This window comes from Serratia marcescens, assembly GCF_029846115.1.
Classification (GTDB): domain Bacteria; phylum Pseudomonadota; class Gammaproteobacteria; order Enterobacterales; family Enterobacteriaceae; genus Serratia; species Serratia marcescens_L.
Genome location: NZ_JARVZZ010000001.1, coordinates 3,851,086 through 3,867,579, shown reverse-complemented (window position 1 = coordinate 3,867,579; position 16,494 = coordinate 3,851,086). Strand labels below are relative to the sequence as shown.

The window sequence follows — 16,494 nt, the reverse complement described above, 5'->3', positions numbered from 1 at the left end:
GGAGAGATGAAAAAAACGGGTTTGGCTATCGCCTTGTTGGCCATGATGGGAGCATCGACTGCGGTGTGGGCGCAGGATCAAGAGCAACGCACCGCCAAGGTGGGGCAGTGTGCCGGTCTGCAGCCGGCGGATATTGCCGCCCAGGTCAAGCGTGATTTCTTGCAGAACCGCATTACGCGCTGGGAGGCGGACAAAAAACTGCTGGGCACCGCTACCCCGATCGCCTGGGTCAGCCCGGATGCCATCACCGGCAAGGATCAGGTATGGCAGGTGCCGCTGACGGTGCGTGGCACCAAAGTGGATAAAACCTACAATGTGACGCTCAACTGCAACACGGGCGAGATCGCCTACAGCGCGCCGCAGTAATCGTTTTCCGCAATAAAAAGCCCGCCTGGCGGCGGGCTTGATGCATCAAGACGCGGTCAGTCGCTAAACGGTATCACCAACTCACCCGGTTTCACTTCCAATCCCTTCGCCAGTTTTTTCGCCAGCGCTTCGGTTTTGCTGTTGTCAGGATTCAGCACATAAGCCGGCTTTTGGTCGAAATAAGACTTCAGCGACTGGTTCAGATATGGCGTCAGCGCTTTCATCACCGTCTGCATTTTTTCCGGCTGCACGCTGTAATCGGTCAGTTCCATGTCTTTCAGGTAAATGGCGCCCTGTGCACGGTCGTACACCGGCTGCGCTTTCAGCGTCAGTTTCAGATCCGCCGCCTGCGGGCCGAGAATCGACGTGATGTTGACCTTGGCGTCGCCGGAAAGGGTGACTTTACCCGGCTCGCTGCGGCCGATCTGGCTTTGCAGCTGCGTCAGCACGATGTTGGCGTCCACCAGGCCGGGCACGCCGATCTGCTTCTGATAGTCGTTGTGCTTTTGCAGGTAATCATTCACTTCCTGCTCGCTCAGAGTGTACTGGGTCAGTTGATTGCAACCGGCCAATACGCCGGCGAACAGCAGGGCGGCTGCGCCCATCAGGATCTTCTTCATTAATGCCTCATTGCGACTGCTGGCGAAAAGTGCTGCAGATAATTGATTAATCATTATAAACGTTCCACCTGTGCGTGAAAACGGCAGAAGGCGATGTGCTGAGGATAGTGCGCGCAAAAGCGGGCGACACCTATCGGATAACGCCGAAAGCGTCAGCGCCGCAATCGCAGCGCCAAGAGCACCACGCCGGCCAGGCAGGCCGCGCTCCCCAACAGCGGGAACAGCGGAATGCCCCACAGCCGCAGCGACGAATGCATCAGATAAGGCGCCAGCCCCAGGGCAAAAGCGGCGGTGACGATGGCGATAGCCAGGGTGACGGCGGCGCGTTCCAGCGCTTTGCTCAACTGGCCAAGATTACTGACGTTGATATCGGCATTGAGCTGCCCGCGTTTTAGGCGGCGAACCAATAGCCGCAGGGTTTGCGGCAGCTCTTCTCCGGCGTCGAGCGCTTCCCCGCCTAAGGCCAATAACCGCTGGCGCACGGCAGCGGGGGCATAGCGTTGCAGCACCGTGTGTTGCAGCATCGGTTTGAGCGTGGCGACGATGTCGAAGGCCGGATCCAATCGGTGCAGCACGCCGTCGGCGGTGATTAACGCCTTGAACAGCAACACCAGATCGGGCGGCAGCGCCAGCTGGTGTTCACGTGCCATCACCAGCAGATCGGTCAGGGCCTTGCCCAACGTCAGGGTGGCAGCGGCCTGTTTGTCGAGAAAGTTTTGCGCCGCCAGCTCCAGATCCATCAGATCCAGCGGTTCGCTGTCCGACCAGGCGATCAGCGTGTTGACGATACCTTCGGACTGACGATCGGCGATGGCCTGCAGCAGCAGGAGCAACTGATTGCGTCGCCGCTCGGACAGCTGGCCCACCATGCCGAAGTCGATAAAGCCGACGCGGTCATCGCTCAGCGCCATGACGTTGCCGGGATGTGGGTCGGCGTGATACAGCCGATGTTCCAGCACCATGCTCATAAAGGCGCGGGCGCCGCGTTGCGCCAGCAGCGGTCCGTCAAAGCCCGCTGCCGCCAGCTGCTGAGGGTTTTCCGGCGCGGTGCCGGGCAAGTATTCCTGCACTAGCAGGCGTGGGGAAGACCATTGCCAATAGATTTTCGGCACGACGACGTCAGGTTGACGCGCAAACATCCCGGCGACGCGGTCGCAGTTATGCCCTTCGTGGGTCAAATCCAGTTCATGATTGAGCGCCGTCGCCAGCGCTCTGACCATCTGCCGCGGCCGATAGCGCGCCAGCGCGGGGCTCTGCTGCTCCACGGTTTCCGCCAGCGAGGCCAGCAGCCGCAGATCGGCGTGGATGGTTTTCGCCAGGCCGGGCCGCAGCACTTTGACCACGACCTGTTCGCCGCTGCGCAGGCGTGCGCGGTAGATTTGCGCCATCGACGCCGCCGCCAGCGGCGTACGATCGAATTCTGCGAACAGTCGCTCGGGCTCGCCGCCCAGGTCGGCAACGATCTGCGGCGCCAGCGTTTCCCATGGCAACACCGCTGCCTGGCTGTGCAGGCGATCCAGTTCGTCGGTCCAGGCCGGATCCAGCAGGTCGGAACGCGTGGCCAGGATCTGACCGAATTTGACGAAGGTAGGGCCCAGCGCCTCGAGCGCTTCGCGCAGCCGCTCAGGCAGGGTTTGTGCGTCCTGTTGGGCGGATTCAGCGCGGGCGCCGCGCAGCAAAGCCCCCAAGCCCAGCAGACGCAGAACGTCTTGCAGGCCATAACGAATCAGAACGGAGGTAATTTCCTTCAGCCGCGCCCGATCGCGAGCGGTGGCGAGCACCATTTTCAACATCAGTACGCCATATCCTTATTTGTCATTCTTGAACGTTATTGTTCCATATCCAGCAGCAACGGCACCTCGCTGCGCTGTGCCATGCGGTTGCGGTAGGCCTCCACGTTATCCGGCAGCGCAACGCCGGCGACGATCGACAATGAGCGCAGCAGCGGGAACAGGTGGATATCGTCCTCGGACAGTTCGCCGTTCACCGCGTCGGCGGAGGCGATCAGCGGCGACAGCGTTTGCAGGTCGGCTTCCAGTTCGGCGATCAGATCGGCACTGTTGGCGAGATGCTCGGCAAAATCGCCGATAGACGCCTGCTTTTTATCGATAAAGTAACGGCGGGCGCTGTCGGTGGCAAACTCTTCGAAATCGGCATGCGCAATACGCGGCAACAGCAATTTTGCGCTGTAACCGCCGACCCGCTGCAGCCACTCGGCAATGGCCGGGTTGATGCGGCCGGTCAGCACCGGCTTGCCGTCAAGGTTGTCGACATAGTGCACGATATCCAGGCTTTCCGGCACCGCATCGCCGTTGTCTTTGACCAGGATAGGCACCATTTTTTGGCCGATCAGGTTGAACGGGGTCGCCTCATCGTCGTTGAGCAATGTGACCAGGCGAATCGGCAGACGTTTCAGGCCAAAAATCATGCGGGCTTTAACGCAGAATGGGCAATGATCGTAAATGAACAGTTTCATGCTTGCTCCGGGTTGTCAGGTTTTAACAGCAATAGTTACCACAGCTTATCGAGGCTGTCTTGACGTGCGTGTGTTGGATGGTGCGTTATTGCGATATTGCCCGCGCGCCGGCGCGGGCTAGGGGGCGTTATTTCTTGGCCGGTACTGAGTTGAGCACATCGATCAGGTGATTGCGAGCTTCTTCGAGGTCGATTCTGTCACGTTCGTTGGTGGCGGTGACGACCTGCAGCTGTTTGATAATATCGTTTTTCAGGCCGGCGTCGCTGGCGAGGATATGGGCCAGTGCCTTTTCCACCAGGGTGGAACGCGCATAAATCATACGCAAGTTCAGTATCATATGTTCGAGTAGTTGCGGTAATTTTGCTTCTTCGCTCATGCCGACGGGCTCCTGTGGGTGTTTTTACTAACAGGATAGCAGCTGTTGCCGATTCGGCCGGATTTCTATGGCGTTAACCGCCGGGAAGCAGCATCGACGCACTGCGCCGCGGGCTGAACTGCCAGTACAGCGCCAGCAACGTAGCGAAGCCCACTGCCCCCAGCAGCAACCAGGGTAGCTCCGGCATGTTCATCGTCCGCCCGGTATCGTACATCCAACCGCCGCCGGTATAACCCAACGCGCCGCCCAGCGCCAGACCCAGGCGACTAAAGCCCATATAGCTGCCGCGCGCACGTGGATCGGCCAGCGAAGCGCTCAGCGTTTCGCGCGCCGGTTCGGCGATGATCGATCCCAGATAGAAGCAACAGATCAGCGTGAACACGCCCTGCAAACTGGTGGCGAGACCGATCGGCAGCAGGCTGAGCGTCATCAGCAACAGGCCCGCCATCAGGCGCTGCTCAAGCCGGAAGTGTTTTTCTCCCCAACGCGCCAACGGATAGAGCAGCGACAACGACAGCGCCGCTTCAATCGCATACATCCATTTCACCGCCGCCGGTGAACCGGCGATTTCGTTGACCACGATCGGCATCATCAGCATCACCTGTACCGCTAACATGTAATAACCGGTCAGCGTCAGGACATAGGTGAGGAAGCGGCGATCGCGCAGGACCCGCAACATGCCTTCCTTCATCGGTATGCGCACGGTAGAGATGCGGTAAGCCGGCAGTAGCCAGGCGTTCCAGCCGGCGGCCAGCACGAAGATCGCCGCCCCAACCCAGCAGACAAAGTGGAAATCGTACTGCAGTAGCCAACTGCCGATCAGCGCGCCGATTACCGCTCCGGCGCTATCCTGCATCATCAGCAGCGAGAAAAAACGGCCGCGTTCGTGCGGGCGGGTCAGCTTGATCACCAAAGCGGTGCGCGGCGGATCGAATAACGTGCCGCCGAGTGCGGACAGGGCACAAGAGAACCACAGGATCCAGGGTTCATCGGCCATCGCCATGGTGGCGAAACCGGCGGCGCGCAGCAACATGCCGGTGACGATCATCGGCTTGGCGCCGAAGCGATCGGCGATGGCGCCGCCAAAGATGCCGAGCCCTTGTTGCAACAGCTGGCGCAAACCCAGCGCGATGCCGACGATCAGCGCCGCCCATCCTAATTGATCGACAAAGCGGATCGAAATAAGCGGAAAAACGACAAAGAAGCCTAAAACCACCAGCAGGTTATCGAGCAACAGAAAATATTTACCCAAGCTGCGCGCTTGCGACACCAGAGACATGCTTCACCATGAGCAATCAAGAAAGAAGGAGAGACAGCCGTTCCATTCTCTACCCAATTCCCGTACGGCGACAGGGGCGGCATAGATAATATTTTTTTATCGTCAAGGTGTTACCTAAGCAGCAAAATTGGCGGAAAAACGCCGTAAAACGCGTATTCGGCGATTTACTGAGCGGCCGGTATTTTACCTCGGGGGCGGGCTACGGTTATATTGAATGCAGGGAAGTGCAGTTCTGCGGTGCTATTGGCAAAATAAAACCATGGCAAAAGATCGGCACAGGATAATGATCCGCTCGGCTTCCTAATAAATACTTCTTATCGAACCGTTTTGACTGCGGGGGAAATGATGTTCGGCTATCGCTCTGCATCGCCAAAAGTACGTCTTACTACCGACCGGATGGTGGTCCGTTTAGTGCATGAACGGGATGCCTATCGCCTGGCGGACTATTATGCCGAGAACCGGACCTTTCTCAAACCCTGGGAGCCGGTGCGCGACGAAAGCCATTGTTATCCTTCCGGCTGGCAGGCGCGCCTGGGCATGATCACCGAAATGCAAAAGCAGGGCAGCGCCTACTATTTTATTCTGCTCGATCCGGAAGAACAGGAAGTGCGCGGCGTGGCGAACTTCAGCAACGTGCTGCGCGGTTCGTTTCATGCCTGTTTCCTCGGCTATTCGCTGGGGGAGAAATGGCAGGGGCAAGGGCTGATGTTCGAAGCCCTGCAGTCCGCCATGCGCTATATGCTACGCCAACAGCGCATGCACCGCATCATGGCCAACTATATGCCGCACAACCAGCGCAGCGGCGCACTGCTGACGCGTCTGGGATTCGAACGCGAAGGTTACGCCAAGGATTACCTGCTGATCGACGGCCAGTGGCAAGACCACGTTTTGACGGCATACACCAATAAAGAGTGGCTACCCCCACGTTGAGGCCAAACGATGAAATATGAATTGAACGCCAGAGAGGCGCGGGTCATCGGCTGCCTGTTGGAAAAACAGGTCACGACCCCGGACCAATACCCACTTTCGCTTAACGCCATTACCCTGGCATGCAATCAAAAAACCAACCGCGAGCCGGTGATGGATCTGAGCGAAAGCGAGGTGCAGCAACTGCTCGATCTGTTGCTGCGCAAACATTTCCTGCGCACCCTCAGCGGGTTTGGCAACCGGGTGGTGAAGTACGAACAGCGGTTTTGCAACTCCGAGTTCGGCCAACTGAAACTCTCGCCCGCCGAACTGGCGGTGATCGCCACCTTATTGCTGCGCGGCGCGCAAACGCCGGGCGAGCTGCGCACCCGCACCAACCGGATGCACGAGTTCAACGATGTCAGCGAGGTCGAACAGGTGCTGCAGCAGCTCGCCACGCGCGAAGATGGCCCGTTCGTGGTGCGCCTGGCGCGTGAACCGGGCAAGCGTGAAAGCCGGTTCATGCATCTGTTCAGCGGCCAGATTGATGAAGCGCCGCCGGCGGCGTTCGAATCTGAGGACGACGGCGAACTGAGCGCCAGGGTTAGCGCATTGGAAAGCGAAGTGGCGGAGCTGAAACGGCAGTTGCAACACTTGTTGGTGAGGGATGCGAATGACTAAATTGCGTGTGGGCGTGGTGGGATTGGGCAGTATTGCGCAGAAGGCTTACCTGCCAATACTCGGCCAGGCGGCGGATTGGACGCTGGTGGGCGGTTTTTCGCCCAATCAGCAAAAAGCGCAACCGCTGTGCGACAGCTATCGCATGGCCTGTTTCTCCCGTCTGGACAGCCTGGCCGAACAGTGTGACGCGGTCTTTGTTCACAGCAGCACCGCCAGCCATTTCTCGGTAATCGGCGAGCTGCTGAACCGCGGCGTGCACGTTTACGTCGATAAACCGCTGGCGGAAACGCTGGAGCAGGGCGAGCAGTTGCTTGAGTTGGCCGAGCGGCGAGGCAAAACGCTGATGGTGGGGTTCAACCGCCGTTTCGCGCCGCTTTACCGGCAGCTCAAACAGCAAATGAATCAGCCGGCCTCCATTCGCATGGATAAACATCGGGCGGACAGCGTCGGCCCGCACGATCTGCGTTTTACCCTGTTGGATGATTACCTGCACGTGGTGGACACTGCGCTGTGGCTGGCGGGCGGAAGCGAACAACTGCTGAGCGGCAGCTTGTGCGCCAACGCCGCAGGCGAAATGCTGTACGCCGAGCACCACTTCGCCTGCGGGGGCACGCAGGTGACGACCAGCATGCATCGCCGCGGCGGCAGCCAGCGCGAAAGCGTGCTGGCGGTGACCGACGGCGCGCTGTATCAGTTGACCGATATGCGCCACTGGCTGCGTGAAGATGCGCAGGGCGAGTTGGAACAGCCGGTGCCGGGCTGGCAAAGCACGCTGGTGCAACGCGGCTTCGACGGTGCGGTGCGGCATTTCCTTAATGCCGTTGCCAATCAGAGCGCGCCGGAAACCGGCGGCGAACAGGCGCTGCTTGCCCAGCGGGTGGTCGAGCGTCTGCTGCGGGATAACTCTATGTAACATATGGCGGTAGCTATTCTTTTCCGGATGCGTAAACTGAGCCGATTGTTTCACTGACGCCTGCTGTTGCAGGCGTTGATATTTACGGTACCTATCAGACAACCACATGAACCTACTCAAATCCTTGGCTGCCGTCAGCTCGATGACGATGTTTTCGCGGGTGTTGGGCTTTGCCCGTGATGCGATCGTCGCGCGCGTGTTCGGGGCCGGCATGGCAACGGACGCCTTTTTCGTGGCGTTCAAACTCCCTAATCTGTTACGCCGTATCTTTGCCGAAGGGGCATTTTCGCAGGCCTTCGTGCCGATCCTGGCCGAGTACAAGAGCCAACAGGGTGAAGAGGCGACGCGCACCTTTATCGCCTATGTCTCCGGGCTGTTGACGCTGGTGCTGGCGGTGGTGACGGTGCTGGGCATGCTGGCCGCGCCCTGGGTGATTTACATTACTGCGCCGGGCTTTACCGATACGCCCGACAAGTTTGCTCTGACGTCGGCGCTGCTGCGCATCACATTCCCCTATATTCTGTTGATCTCACTGGCGTCACTGGTGGGGGCGATCCTCAATACCTGGAACCGCTTCTCGATTCCGGCCTTTGCGCCCACGTTGCTTAACGTCAGCATGATCGGCTTCGCGCTGTTTGCCGCCCCGTATTTCCACCCGCCGGTGCTGGCGTTGGCCTGGGCGGTGGTGGTGGGCGGCGTGCTGCAGCTGGGGTATCAGCTGCCGCACCTGCGCAAGATAGGCATGCTGGTATTGCCGCGCCTCAAGCTGGGCGATGCCGGGGTTTGGCGCGTGATGCGCCAGATGGGGCCGGCGATCCTCGGGGTGTCGGTCAGCCAAATCTCGCTGATCATCAACACCATTTTCGCTTCGTTCCTGGTGTCCGGCTCGGTGTCTTGGATGTACTACGCCGACCGCCTGATGGAGTTTCCTTCCGGCGTGCTGGGCGTGGCCTTGGGCACCATCCTGCTGCCGTCGCTGGCCAAAAGCTTCTCGAGCGGCAACCACGACGAGTATTCGCGCCTGATGGATTGGGGGCTGCGCCTGTGCTTCTTGCTGGCGTTGCCGAGCGCCATTGCGCTGGGCATTTTGGCCAAGCCGTTGACCGTTTCGCTGTTCCAGTACGGCAAGTTCAGCGCCTTTGACGCGGCGATGACGCAACGCGCGCTGGTGGCTTACTCGGTAGGGCTGATGGGGCTGATCGTGGTTAAAGTGCTGGCGCCGGGCTTCTATTCACGGCAGGACATCAAAACGCCGGTCAAGATCGCCATCATCACGCTGATCATGACGCAGGTGATGAACCTGGCGTTTATTGGTCCGCTGAAGCATGCCGGCCTGGCGCTGTCGATCGGTTTGGCGGCCTGCCTGAACGCCGCGCTGCTGTATTGGCAGCTGCGCAAGCAGAAGATCTTCCAGCCACAGCCGGGTTGGGCGTTGTTCCTCACCAAGCTGGTGATCGCCGTGCTGGTGATGTCGGCAGTGTTGATTGGCGCGATGTGGCTGATGCCGGCCTGGGATCAGGGCAATATGCTGGAACGTTTGCTGCGCTTGGCGGCGGTGGTCGTGGCCGGTGTGGTGGCGTACTTTGGCGTGCTGGCCGGGTTGGGCTTCCGCCCGCGCGATTTTGCGCGCCGCGTCGCCTGAGCCGAAGGCAAGAACAAAAAAAGGTCGCCTGGGCGACCTTTTTACTTTCTGCGCGGTGCGGCTTACATACGTTCGACGGTTTCGATGCCCAGCGTATCCAGACCGGTTTTCAGCGTTTTCGAGGTCAGCAGCGCCAGCTTCAGGCGGCTCTGACGCGCTTCTTCGCTGTCGGCGTTCAGGATCTGGCAGTGCTCGTAGAAACCGGAGAACAAGCCGGCCAGATCGTACAGGTAGCTGCACATGACGTGAGGTGTGCCTTCACGCGCGACGGTGGTGAGCACCTCTTCGAACTGCAGCAGGCGGGTGGCCAGCGCAATTTCACGCTCTTCGGTCAGCGTCAGCGGCAGCGTCAGGCTGCTTTCGTCGATCCCGGCGCGTTTGAATACCGATGCCACACGGGTATAGGCGTATTGCATGTAAGGCGCGGTATTGCCTTCGAAGGCCAACATGTTATCCCAGTCGAAAACATAGTCGGTGGTGCGGCTTTTCGACAGATCGGCGTATTTCACCGCGCCGATGCCGACCACGCGGGCCACGGTCTTCATTTCGTCTTGCGGCATGTCCGGGTTTTTGCCGGCGATCAGCTGTTCGGCGCGTTCGATGGCCTCATCCAGCAGATCGGAGAGCTTCACCGTACCTCCCGAGCGGGTTTTGAACGGCTTACCGTCTTTGCCCAGCATCATGCCGAACATGTGGTGTTCCAGCGAGACGGACTCCGGCACGTAACCGGCCTTGCGCACGATGGTCCAGGCCTGCATCAGGTGCTGATGCTGACGGGAGTCGATGTAATACAGGACGCGATTGGCACCCAGGGTTTCGTAGCGATACTTGGCGCAGGCGATGTCGGTGGTGGTGTAGAGGTAGCCGCCATCCTTTTTCTGGATGATGACGCCCATCGGGTCGCCGTCCTTGTTCTTGTATTCGTCGAGGAACACCACGGTGGCGCCTTCGCTTTCCACCGCCAGCCCCTTGGTTTTCAGATCGGCGACGATGCCCGGCAGCATCGCGTTATACAGGCTTTCGCCCATCACGTCGTCTTCGGTCAGCGTGACGTTCAGGCGGTTATAGGTCAGCTGGTTTTGCGCCATGGTGATATCGACCAGCTTACGCCACATTTTCAGGCAGTACTGATCGCCGCCCTGCAGCTTCACGACGTACGCGCGCGCGCGCTCGGCGAACTCGGCGTCTTCGTCGTAATGTTTCTTGGCTTCGCGGTAAAACTGCTCGAGATCGGACAGGCCCATATCGCTGGCGTTTTCGTTCTGCATTTTTTCCAGGTAGGCAATCAGCATGCCGAACTGGGTGCCCCAGTCGCCGACGTGGTTGGCGCGGATCACTTTATGGCCCAGAAACGCCTGGGTACGCGCCGCGGCGTCGCCGATGATGGTGGAGCGCAGGTGGCCGACGTGCATCTCTTTCGCCACGTTCGGCGCGGAGTAGTCGATAACGATGGTTTGCGGCTCAACCGGCGCAATGCCCAGCTTCGGTGCGTTCAGCACCTGATCGGCCTGGCGGGCGACCCAGTCGCTGTTCAGGAAAATGTTGATAAAGCCGGGACCGGCGATTTCCACTTTGCCGGCGACGTCGCCGAGATCCAGCAGTTGCACCACTTTTTCCGCCAACTGACGGGGCGGCATGCCCAGCTTTTTGGCGACGGACATCACGCCGTTGGCCTGGTAATCACCAAACTGCGCCTTGGCGGAAGGGCGGACCTGCGCTTCGCAATCGGCTGGCGCGCCAGCGGCGATCAGCGCCTGGCTGACTTTATCTGAAAGAAGAACCTGAATATTCACCGGGTTACCTTAATGACGAACGAGGGGCTGAAGCCAGCCCCTGCGGGATTCAACGGTGGCGGGCGCGATGGGCGGCCTCCACAAAACAGCCTGCAATTGTAACCGATCTGACGGAGCCCGTCAGCAGTTGGCGCGGCCGCTGCGATGAAACAGTTGTCGGAGGCGGCGCGTTGATTACCGGAAAGTGAACGCAGAATGGCCTGAACAGAATGTACGAAGGGGAGAGTGGCGAAACTAGCGCTTTTTATTGCGGCGACCGGCATCCAGCGTGTTGGTGCGGCGTGATTTGAAATGACGGTAGATGGCGTATACGGCGATAATTATCAACACCAAGGATATCGTCAGCAATAACATAATGATCATCTCGAATTGAAATTTCCTCCAAAGTAGCCGAGTTGTCTTGATGAATCAATTGCCCGGGGCTAAATTAAGATAATCCTTAGTTTTTCATTAATTATTGAATTTTATTATCTTTGTTTACAATGGGTTGATTGTTTCCTTTTTGTGACTTTGATAAGTGAGTAAAGTGTGATTAAGTGAAAAGATTCAATCGGTTTAACCCGTGAATCGCGAATGGTTTTGTGCAAAATAACTTAAATCATAGCGTCATGAAAAAAAGGTATAATGGCATGCGAAAAATCTTATTTTTTATTTTTTCGTTGATTTAATAAGCTGTCATCTTAATAAAAATCTGGTTTTTTATTCTGCCTGTCCGCAACCAAAAATCATTCTGAACGGCCGCCGAAAAACCTCGCAACGGTGGCGAGCGCTGCCGCCAGCGTGTAAATTACGGCGTTTAACTTTGCGCTCCGTTGTTTTGAGGTTTCTATGACCACTCCCTTGCAGGCCATTGCCGAGCTTGACGATCTGAAGCTCGACCTGCCGCGTTTTGAGCAGGCGTTGCATCAATTTGCCGCCAAATTACGGCTTGATCTGGCCGCGTTTAGCGCCGATCACATCTCCCTGCGCTGTCACCAGAATGCCACCGCCGAACGCTGGCGCCAGGGGCTGATGCAGTGCGGGACACTGCTGTCCGAATCGATGATCAACGGGCGACCTATCTGTCTGTTCGATTTGTCTCAGCCGCTGGCCGTAGGGCCGTGGCGGATAGACTGCATCGAATTGCCGTATCCCGGGGAGAAGCGCTATCCGCACGAAGGTTGGGAACACGTTGAATTAGTGCTCAGTGGCGATCCGCAGACGCTGCACGCCCGGGCGTTGAGCCACCTCGCCGATGAAGCGTTGCTGGCACCGGGGATCAAGCTGAAGCAAAGCTCGCCAAAGGGCGAGGGCGAACGGCTGCCGAACCCGACGCTGGCCATCACCGACGGAACGGTGACGATCAAGTTTCATCCTTATTCCATTCGAGACATCGTCGCCAGCGAACAAGGTTAGCCACGCAGTGCCGCACAGGCTCGCGCCATGCGATCGAGCGCTTCATCGAGCAGGGCCCATCGGCAACCAAAGTTAAGCCGCACAAAGCGCCGATCGCCAAAGTCCAAACCGGCGCTTAGCCCAACGCCCGCACGTTCGAAGAACTGATGCGGGTTATCTACCGGCAACGCGCTGCAGTCTATCCAGGCCAGGTAGGTGGCCTCGATAGGCAGCAACGTCAATCCCGGCATGGCGTTGATACGCTCTGCCAGCCGATCGCGATTGGCGCGCAGGTAAATCAGCTGCTCATCCAGCCAGGGTTGCCCGTATTGATAAGCCGCCTGCGCCGCCACCAGCGCCAACAGATTGACCTCCGGCACGATACCGCTGCGCGCGCGTTTCAGCCTTTGTCGCAGCGCTTCGTTGGGGACGATCGCCATTGACGCGCCCAGTCCGGCGAGATTAAACGTCTTTGACGGGGACATCAGCGTCACGCTGCGTTGGGCTGCATCGTCATTCAGGGTGGCGAAAGGGATATGCCGCACGCCGGGTTCAAGCAGCAGCTCGCAGTGGATTTCATCGGAACAGACGATTAAATCGTGCTCGCGAGCGAACTGATGGTGCTGTAACAGTTCGTCCCGGCGATAAACGGTGCCACCGGGGTTCTGCGGGTTGCACAGCAACAGGAGTTTCTCGCTGCCGTTGAGCCGATCAGGCATCGAGGAAAAATCCAGCCCCCAACGTTGGTCGGCCACCGTTAGCGGCACCGCAAGGTGTTCACGCCCGGCGAATTTGGCCGCCTTGCGAAACGGCGGATAAATGAGCGAGGGGGCCAGCGTGCTCTGATGTTCTTCGGTGCAGGCACGCACGCACAGGTTCAGGCCGCACACCAGGCCAGGCAGGAAAATGATCCATTCAGGCTTGATGTGCCAGCCGTAGCGCTCTACCATGCGGCGGGTAAAAACCTCAATAAGATCAGGGGATGGGTGGCTGTAGCCGAATACGCCGTGTGCTACGCGGCGCTGCAAGGCTTCTATCACCGCCGGCGGTGAGGTGAAATCGCTGTCGGCGACCCAAAGCGGGATGATGTCGCTGCCGCGATATTTATCCCACTTAACGCTGTCACTGTGACTGCGGTCTACCCATTGATCAAAATTGAATGCCATAGTTACAACCCTGAGCCGGTTTATGCCTATGCATGAGCCTACGTGAGAAATGAAGAAATGAACAATTGCCGCCGTATGTTGGCCGTTATCTGGGGGTGACAATGATAAAACTGGAAGTTTGTTGCTTTAGCGTCGACTGTGCGCTGACGGCCGAACGGGCAGGCGCCGATCGCATCGAGTTGTGCGCCAGCCAGAGCGAGGGGGGATTGACGCCGAGCTATGGCACGCTGCGTCTGGCGCGCGAGCGGGTTGCGATCCCGGTGCATCCGATTGTTCGTCCTCGCGGTGGCGATTTCTGCTACGGCGCGGTGGATTTCGAGGTGATCAAACAGGATCTCCGCCAGATCCGCGAGATGGGGTTCCCCGGCGTAGTCGTCGGCATGCTGGACGAAGAAGGGCATATCGATCTGCCGCGCATGCGTGAAGTGATGACGCTGTGCGAAGGCATGGCGGTGACGTTCCATCGCGCGTTCGACATGTGCCAGAATCCGATGGTAGCGTTGGAGCAACTGACCGAGCTGGGCGTGGCGCGCATTCTGACCTCCGGTCAACAGCAGAGCGCTGAACTGGGCCTGCCGTTGCTGCGCGATTTGCGCCAGGCCAGTCAGGGCCCGGTGATCATGGCGGGTGCCGGCGTGCGCCTCAGTAATCTGCACAAGTTTGTCGATATCGGCCTGCATGAACTGCACAGCTCTTCCGGCCATCTGGTGCCGTCGACCATGCGTTATCGCAAGGCGGGCGTCACCATGTGCTCCGATAACGAGTTTGACGAATTTAGCCATTATTGCGTGGATGGCGAAATGGTGGAGGCGATGAAAAACGCGCTGGCCTTGGTTGATCCCCTGGCGCAAAGCGCATAAACACGCAGCTAACCGCGTTTGACAACCGGTTTCCGGGCCGTAAGACCCCTTTGCGTGTCACTGAGCCCTCGGCGATCACGCAAGTACCAGGCCCCGGCGTTTTGCCGGGGCTTTTTTTATTTCGCTGGTGATTATTGCAGTGCATCAGGCGAGAGGTTGAAGACTTCGCCCGGGGTAATGCCGCAGCTTAAAATGCGCACCGTATTATTGCCATTGCCGGGATTGACCAGAATATCGTGGATAGTGCGATTGTTGTTCATAACAAAACGTGCGTAGTAGAGGTTGCCGATGCGTATCCAGGGAATAGCCTCATTGCTCTCGACAGTGTCAGTATAGTTATCGTTGAACGAGCGAGCCCAAATGCCAGTCGATGCTTGCGCGGTAGATTGATCGCCGATAGAGGATGCGATCGCCCAGAATGTCCTCAGTCCCATGCTCCGATGAATACGTTGACCCAAACCTTTGTAAGCCGGGTTGTCGCCAGTGGCCGTCAGAAGATTCCTGTCTACCGCCAGTTTCCCATCAATAAACCAGCCTGTAGGCTGATTGTCAGCACCGGTGGCGATCAGATTGCTGTTGGCTAAATAATTTAGCGGAGCCGCATGTAGTTGATAGCTACGTTGCGCAATGCTCAGTGTACCTCTGAGAATGTTGTAACCAGCGTCATTGTTCAGGCTGCCGTTTGTCCACATTGGCATGACGGTGTTGCTGAATGAGAGTTGATACCCAGCGTTCGCTTCGAAGCGAATAGCCTGAGGAGAGAGTGAGCCCTTCGGTCCATTGGCGGTAGCGAAGTTAACATTGCTGATTTGCACCGGGGTGATATTTGATTGGCCAGTAGTTTTTCTTAATACCAGGAACCCCCCAACGGCATCACCATAGTCATTAATATAAGAACCGTTGGCGATTTGAATATTGGCGGAGGAATCCGAGTCGATATCAATTCCGGTTCCATTTCTGTCTGCCATGAAATTGCTTAGGCTGAGACCGCCTAAATAGGAGGTTCCTTGCGTTGTGGTTTTGATAAAGGTCTTCTTGCCATAAGAGAACACATTCACCATAAACGTATTGTCGTGGCGATCGAGATTGAAAGCACAAGAACCGGCCACGGCGATAGAAGCAGAAACCGCATTTTCTGTCGGACGCACGACGTTGGCATTGACGTGAACATTGGTAAATCTGTTGATGTCCCTGCTTTCATAAATCCTGTAGTCGCAGCGGACTGCCCAACCGTAGATATTCTCAAAGTTGTTGGCTTCTCCTCGAGCTTCAACAAAGTCATAGGCGCCTACATAACGGCAGTTGGCTACTGACAGAGCGCCGGCTGCAGTAATGGTGGCACCGTATTGAACAAATGCCTCCGGCTGGGTGGCAGTATATTTTTGATCCGGATAGAGGAACGACCAACCATCAAAGACAACGTTCTTATCGCAGGCGAAACAAACCGTACCTGCCGGCTTTTTGATGATGAAACCGCTATCGTCCGAAAGGCCAGCTCGATTAGGACCATTGCTTGTTAGGCTTGCGGGGCCTTGAGCGATGCCGCAGCGAGTTCCTTTCACCGTAATGCCGCTAGCGACGCTGATGGGTTGAGCACTGGTCAGTAGGTATTGAGCGTTTTCAGAAGCATAGACCACTTTATTTTTTAGACTTGCGACATAGTTTAATGTGGCGCTGATTGCTGCGTCAGAGGCGAACGTACCATTGGGATCGGCGCCGAAGTGATCGAAGGTAAGCTTATTGTCCAGCCGTTTCCAGCGGGCACCACCCGCCGTAACCACTACGGTACCGTTATTGTCCGTACTGGTTGTATCCGTTTTCTCATAATAGAATTCGCCGCCACCGGCGAAACGTCCGGGGGTGTGAGAAACTAGAAAGACGATCTGATCGTCTGTAGCGGGTGTCAGATTACGCAATTCACTGATGTTACGCACACTAATCATATTGCTCATGATATCTCTCCTGTTAGTTGGCAACATGATTCTCAATCAGACTGGACGTTTGAAAAAGCCGATGAGGTTTACTCAGCAGTGATACATCAT

Annotated in this window: 15 protein-coding genes; 7 read left to right on the top strand and 8 right to left on the bottom strand. The window is 57.6% G+C overall.

From position 1 onward, the window contains the following. The first annotated feature begins 6 nt into the window (after positions 1–6). Positions 7–366 carry a protein YebF gene (gene yebF / locus QDT79_RS18400; RefSeq protein ID WP_063990172.1) on the top strand — a complete coding sequence of 120 codons (360 nt, stop codon included), beginning with the start codon at positions 7–9 and terminating at the stop codon, positions 364–366. A gap of 56 nt (positions 367–422) precedes the next feature. Here the strand turns inward: yebF and QDT79_RS18395 are convergent, their stop codons facing one another. From QDT79_RS18395 to mdtH, 5 genes are all read right to left on the bottom strand, one after another. After that, positions 423–986, bottom strand: coding sequence for a lipoprotein (locus QDT79_RS18395; protein ID WP_004927555.1), 564 nt, complete (start codon positions 984–986; stop codon positions 423–425). Positions 987–1,138: 152 nt separating this feature from the next. Then, a complete protein-coding gene (locus tag QDT79_RS18390; RefSeq protein ID WP_308316894.1) occupies positions 1,139–2,779 on the bottom strand; it encodes an ABC1 kinase family protein in 1,641 nt (546 codons plus the stop codon). 35 nt (positions 2,780–2,814) lie between these two features. Then, positions 2,815–3,462 (bottom strand): glutaredoxin 2, encoded by a 648-nt coding sequence (gene grxB / locus QDT79_RS18385; RefSeq protein ID WP_308316893.1) that lies wholly within the window; start codon positions 3,460–3,462, stop codon positions 2,815–2,817. A gap of 127 nt (positions 3,463–3,589) precedes the next feature. Next, positions 3,590–3,838: a hypothetical protein gene (locus QDT79_RS18380; protein WP_033647664.1), complete on the bottom strand. Its 249-nt coding sequence runs from the start codon at positions 3,836–3,838 to the stop codon at positions 3,590–3,592. A 73-nt stretch (positions 3,839–3,911) separates the two neighbouring features. After that, positions 3,912–5,117 (bottom strand): multidrug efflux MFS transporter MdtH, encoded by a 1,206-nt coding sequence (gene mdtH / locus QDT79_RS18375; protein WP_063990168.1) that lies wholly within the window; start codon positions 5,115–5,117, stop codon positions 3,912–3,914. A 345-nt stretch (positions 5,118–5,462) separates the two neighbouring features. Here mdtH and rimJ point away from each other — a divergent pair, with 345 nt between their 5' ends. The 4 genes from rimJ (at position 5,463) to murJ (ending at position 9,259) form a co-directional block, all read left to right on the top strand. Then, positions 5,463–6,047 (top strand): ribosomal protein S5-alanine N-acetyltransferase, encoded by a 585-nt coding sequence (gene rimJ / locus QDT79_RS18370; RefSeq protein WP_063990360.1) that lies wholly within the window; start codon positions 5,463–5,465, stop codon positions 6,045–6,047. Positions 6,048–6,056: 9 nt separating this feature from the next. Continuing rightward, on the top strand, positions 6,057–6,704 hold the full coding sequence (locus QDT79_RS18365; protein WP_063990167.1) for a YceH family protein: 648 nt from the start codon (positions 6,057–6,059) through the stop codon (positions 6,702–6,704). Next, positions 6,697–7,617, top strand: a complete 921-nt coding sequence (locus tag QDT79_RS18360; protein ID WP_107226335.1) for a Gfo/Idh/MocA family protein — start codon at positions 6,697–6,699, stop codon at positions 7,615–7,617. The genes QDT79_RS18365 and QDT79_RS18360 overlap by 8 nt, the downstream gene beginning before the upstream one ends. A gap of 106 nt (positions 7,618–7,723) precedes the next feature. Then, a complete protein-coding gene (gene murJ / locus QDT79_RS18355; RefSeq protein WP_063990165.1) occupies positions 7,724–9,259 on the top strand; it encodes a murein biosynthesis integral membrane protein MurJ in 1,536 nt (511 codons plus the stop codon). A gap of 62 nt (positions 9,260–9,321) precedes the next feature. On the opposite strand, the gene argS is transcribed toward murJ, so the two are convergent. Further along, positions 9,322–11,052 carry an arginine--tRNA ligase gene (gene argS, locus QDT79_RS18350; protein WP_107226334.1) on the bottom strand — a complete coding sequence of 577 codons (1,731 nt, stop codon included), beginning with the start codon at positions 11,050–11,052 and terminating at the stop codon, positions 9,322–9,324. A gap of 828 nt (positions 11,053–11,880) precedes the next feature. Here argS and QDT79_RS18345 point away from each other — a divergent pair. Then, the gene (locus QDT79_RS18345; RefSeq protein WP_063990163.1) at positions 11,881–12,447 is read left to right on the top strand and encodes a VOC family protein; all 567 of its coding nucleotides are present in this window, start codon (positions 11,881–11,883) and stop codon (positions 12,445–12,447) included. Here the strand turns inward: QDT79_RS18345 and QDT79_RS18340 are convergent. Then, complete coding sequence (locus QDT79_RS18340) at positions 12,444–13,592, bottom strand: MalY/PatB family protein (RefSeq protein WP_063990162.1); 1,149 nt, start codon at positions 13,590–13,592, stop codon at positions 12,444–12,446. The two genes, QDT79_RS18345 and QDT79_RS18340, sit on opposite strands and share 4 nt — an antisense overlap. 101 nt (positions 13,593–13,693) lie before the next feature. Between QDT79_RS18340 and cutC the strand changes: the two genes are divergently transcribed. Continuing rightward, positions 13,694–14,452, top strand: a complete 759-nt coding sequence (gene cutC, locus QDT79_RS18335) for a copper homeostasis protein CutC (RefSeq protein WP_063990161.1) — start codon at positions 13,694–13,696, stop codon at positions 14,450–14,452. A 131-nt stretch (positions 14,453–14,583) separates the two neighbouring features. On the opposite strand, the gene QDT79_RS18330 is transcribed toward cutC, so the two are convergent. After that, positions 14,584–16,404, bottom strand: coding sequence for a putative phage tail protein (locus tag QDT79_RS18330; protein WP_308316892.1), 1,821 nt, complete (start codon positions 16,402–16,404; stop codon positions 14,584–14,586). Between the last annotated feature and the right edge of the window lie 90 nt (positions 16,405–16,494).

What these genes read in the sequence shown, in the direction of transcription:
- QDT79_RS18330 (WP_308316892.1), bottom strand. Translation starts at nt 16,404, where the DNA reads ATGAGCAATATGATTAGTGTGCGTAACATCAGTGAATTGCGTAATCTG.
- yebF (WP_063990172.1), top strand. Translation starts at nt 7, where the DNA reads ATGAAAAAAACGGGTTTGGCTATCGCCTTGTTGGCCATGATGGGAGCA.
- cutC (WP_063990161.1), top strand. Translation starts at nt 13,694, where the DNA reads ATGATAAAACTGGAAGTTTGTTGCTTTAGCGTCGACTGTGCGCTGACG.
- QDT79_RS18360 (WP_107226335.1), top strand. Translation starts at nt 6,697, where the DNA reads ATGACTAAATTGCGTGTGGGCGTGGTGGGATTGGGCAGTATTGCGCAG.
- grxB (WP_308316893.1), bottom strand. Translation starts at nt 3,462, where the DNA reads ATGAAACTGTTCATTTACGATCATTGCCCATTCTGCGTTAAAGCCCGC.
- murJ (WP_063990165.1), top strand. Translation starts at nt 7,724, where the DNA reads ATGAACCTACTCAAATCCTTGGCTGCCGTCAGCTCGATGACGATGTTT.
- mdtH (WP_063990168.1), bottom strand. Translation starts at nt 5,117, where the DNA reads ATGTCTCTGGTGTCGCAAGCGCGCAGCTTGGGTAAATATTTTCTGTTG.
- QDT79_RS18365 (WP_063990167.1), top strand. Translation starts at nt 6,057, where the DNA reads ATGAAATATGAATTGAACGCCAGAGAGGCGCGGGTCATCGGCTGCCTG.
- QDT79_RS18395 (WP_004927555.1), bottom strand. Translation starts at nt 986, where the DNA reads ATGAAGAAGATCCTGATGGGCGCAGCCGCCCTGCTGTTCGCCGGCGTA.
- rimJ (WP_063990360.1), top strand. Translation starts at nt 5,463, where the DNA reads ATGTTCGGCTATCGCTCTGCATCGCCAAAAGTACGTCTTACTACCGAC.
- QDT79_RS18340 (WP_063990162.1), bottom strand. Translation starts at nt 13,592, where the DNA reads ATGGCATTCAATTTTGATCAATGGGTAGACCGCAGTCACAGTGACAGC.
- QDT79_RS18345 (WP_063990163.1), top strand. Translation starts at nt 11,881, where the DNA reads ATGACCACTCCCTTGCAGGCCATTGCCGAGCTTGACGATCTGAAGCTC.
- QDT79_RS18380 (WP_033647664.1), bottom strand. Translation starts at nt 3,838, where the DNA reads ATGAGCGAAGAAGCAAAATTACCGCAACTACTCGAACATATGATACTG.
- QDT79_RS18390 (WP_308316894.1), bottom strand. Translation starts at nt 2,779, where the DNA reads ATGTTGAAAATGGTGCTCGCCACCGCTCGCGATCGGGCGCGGCTGAAG.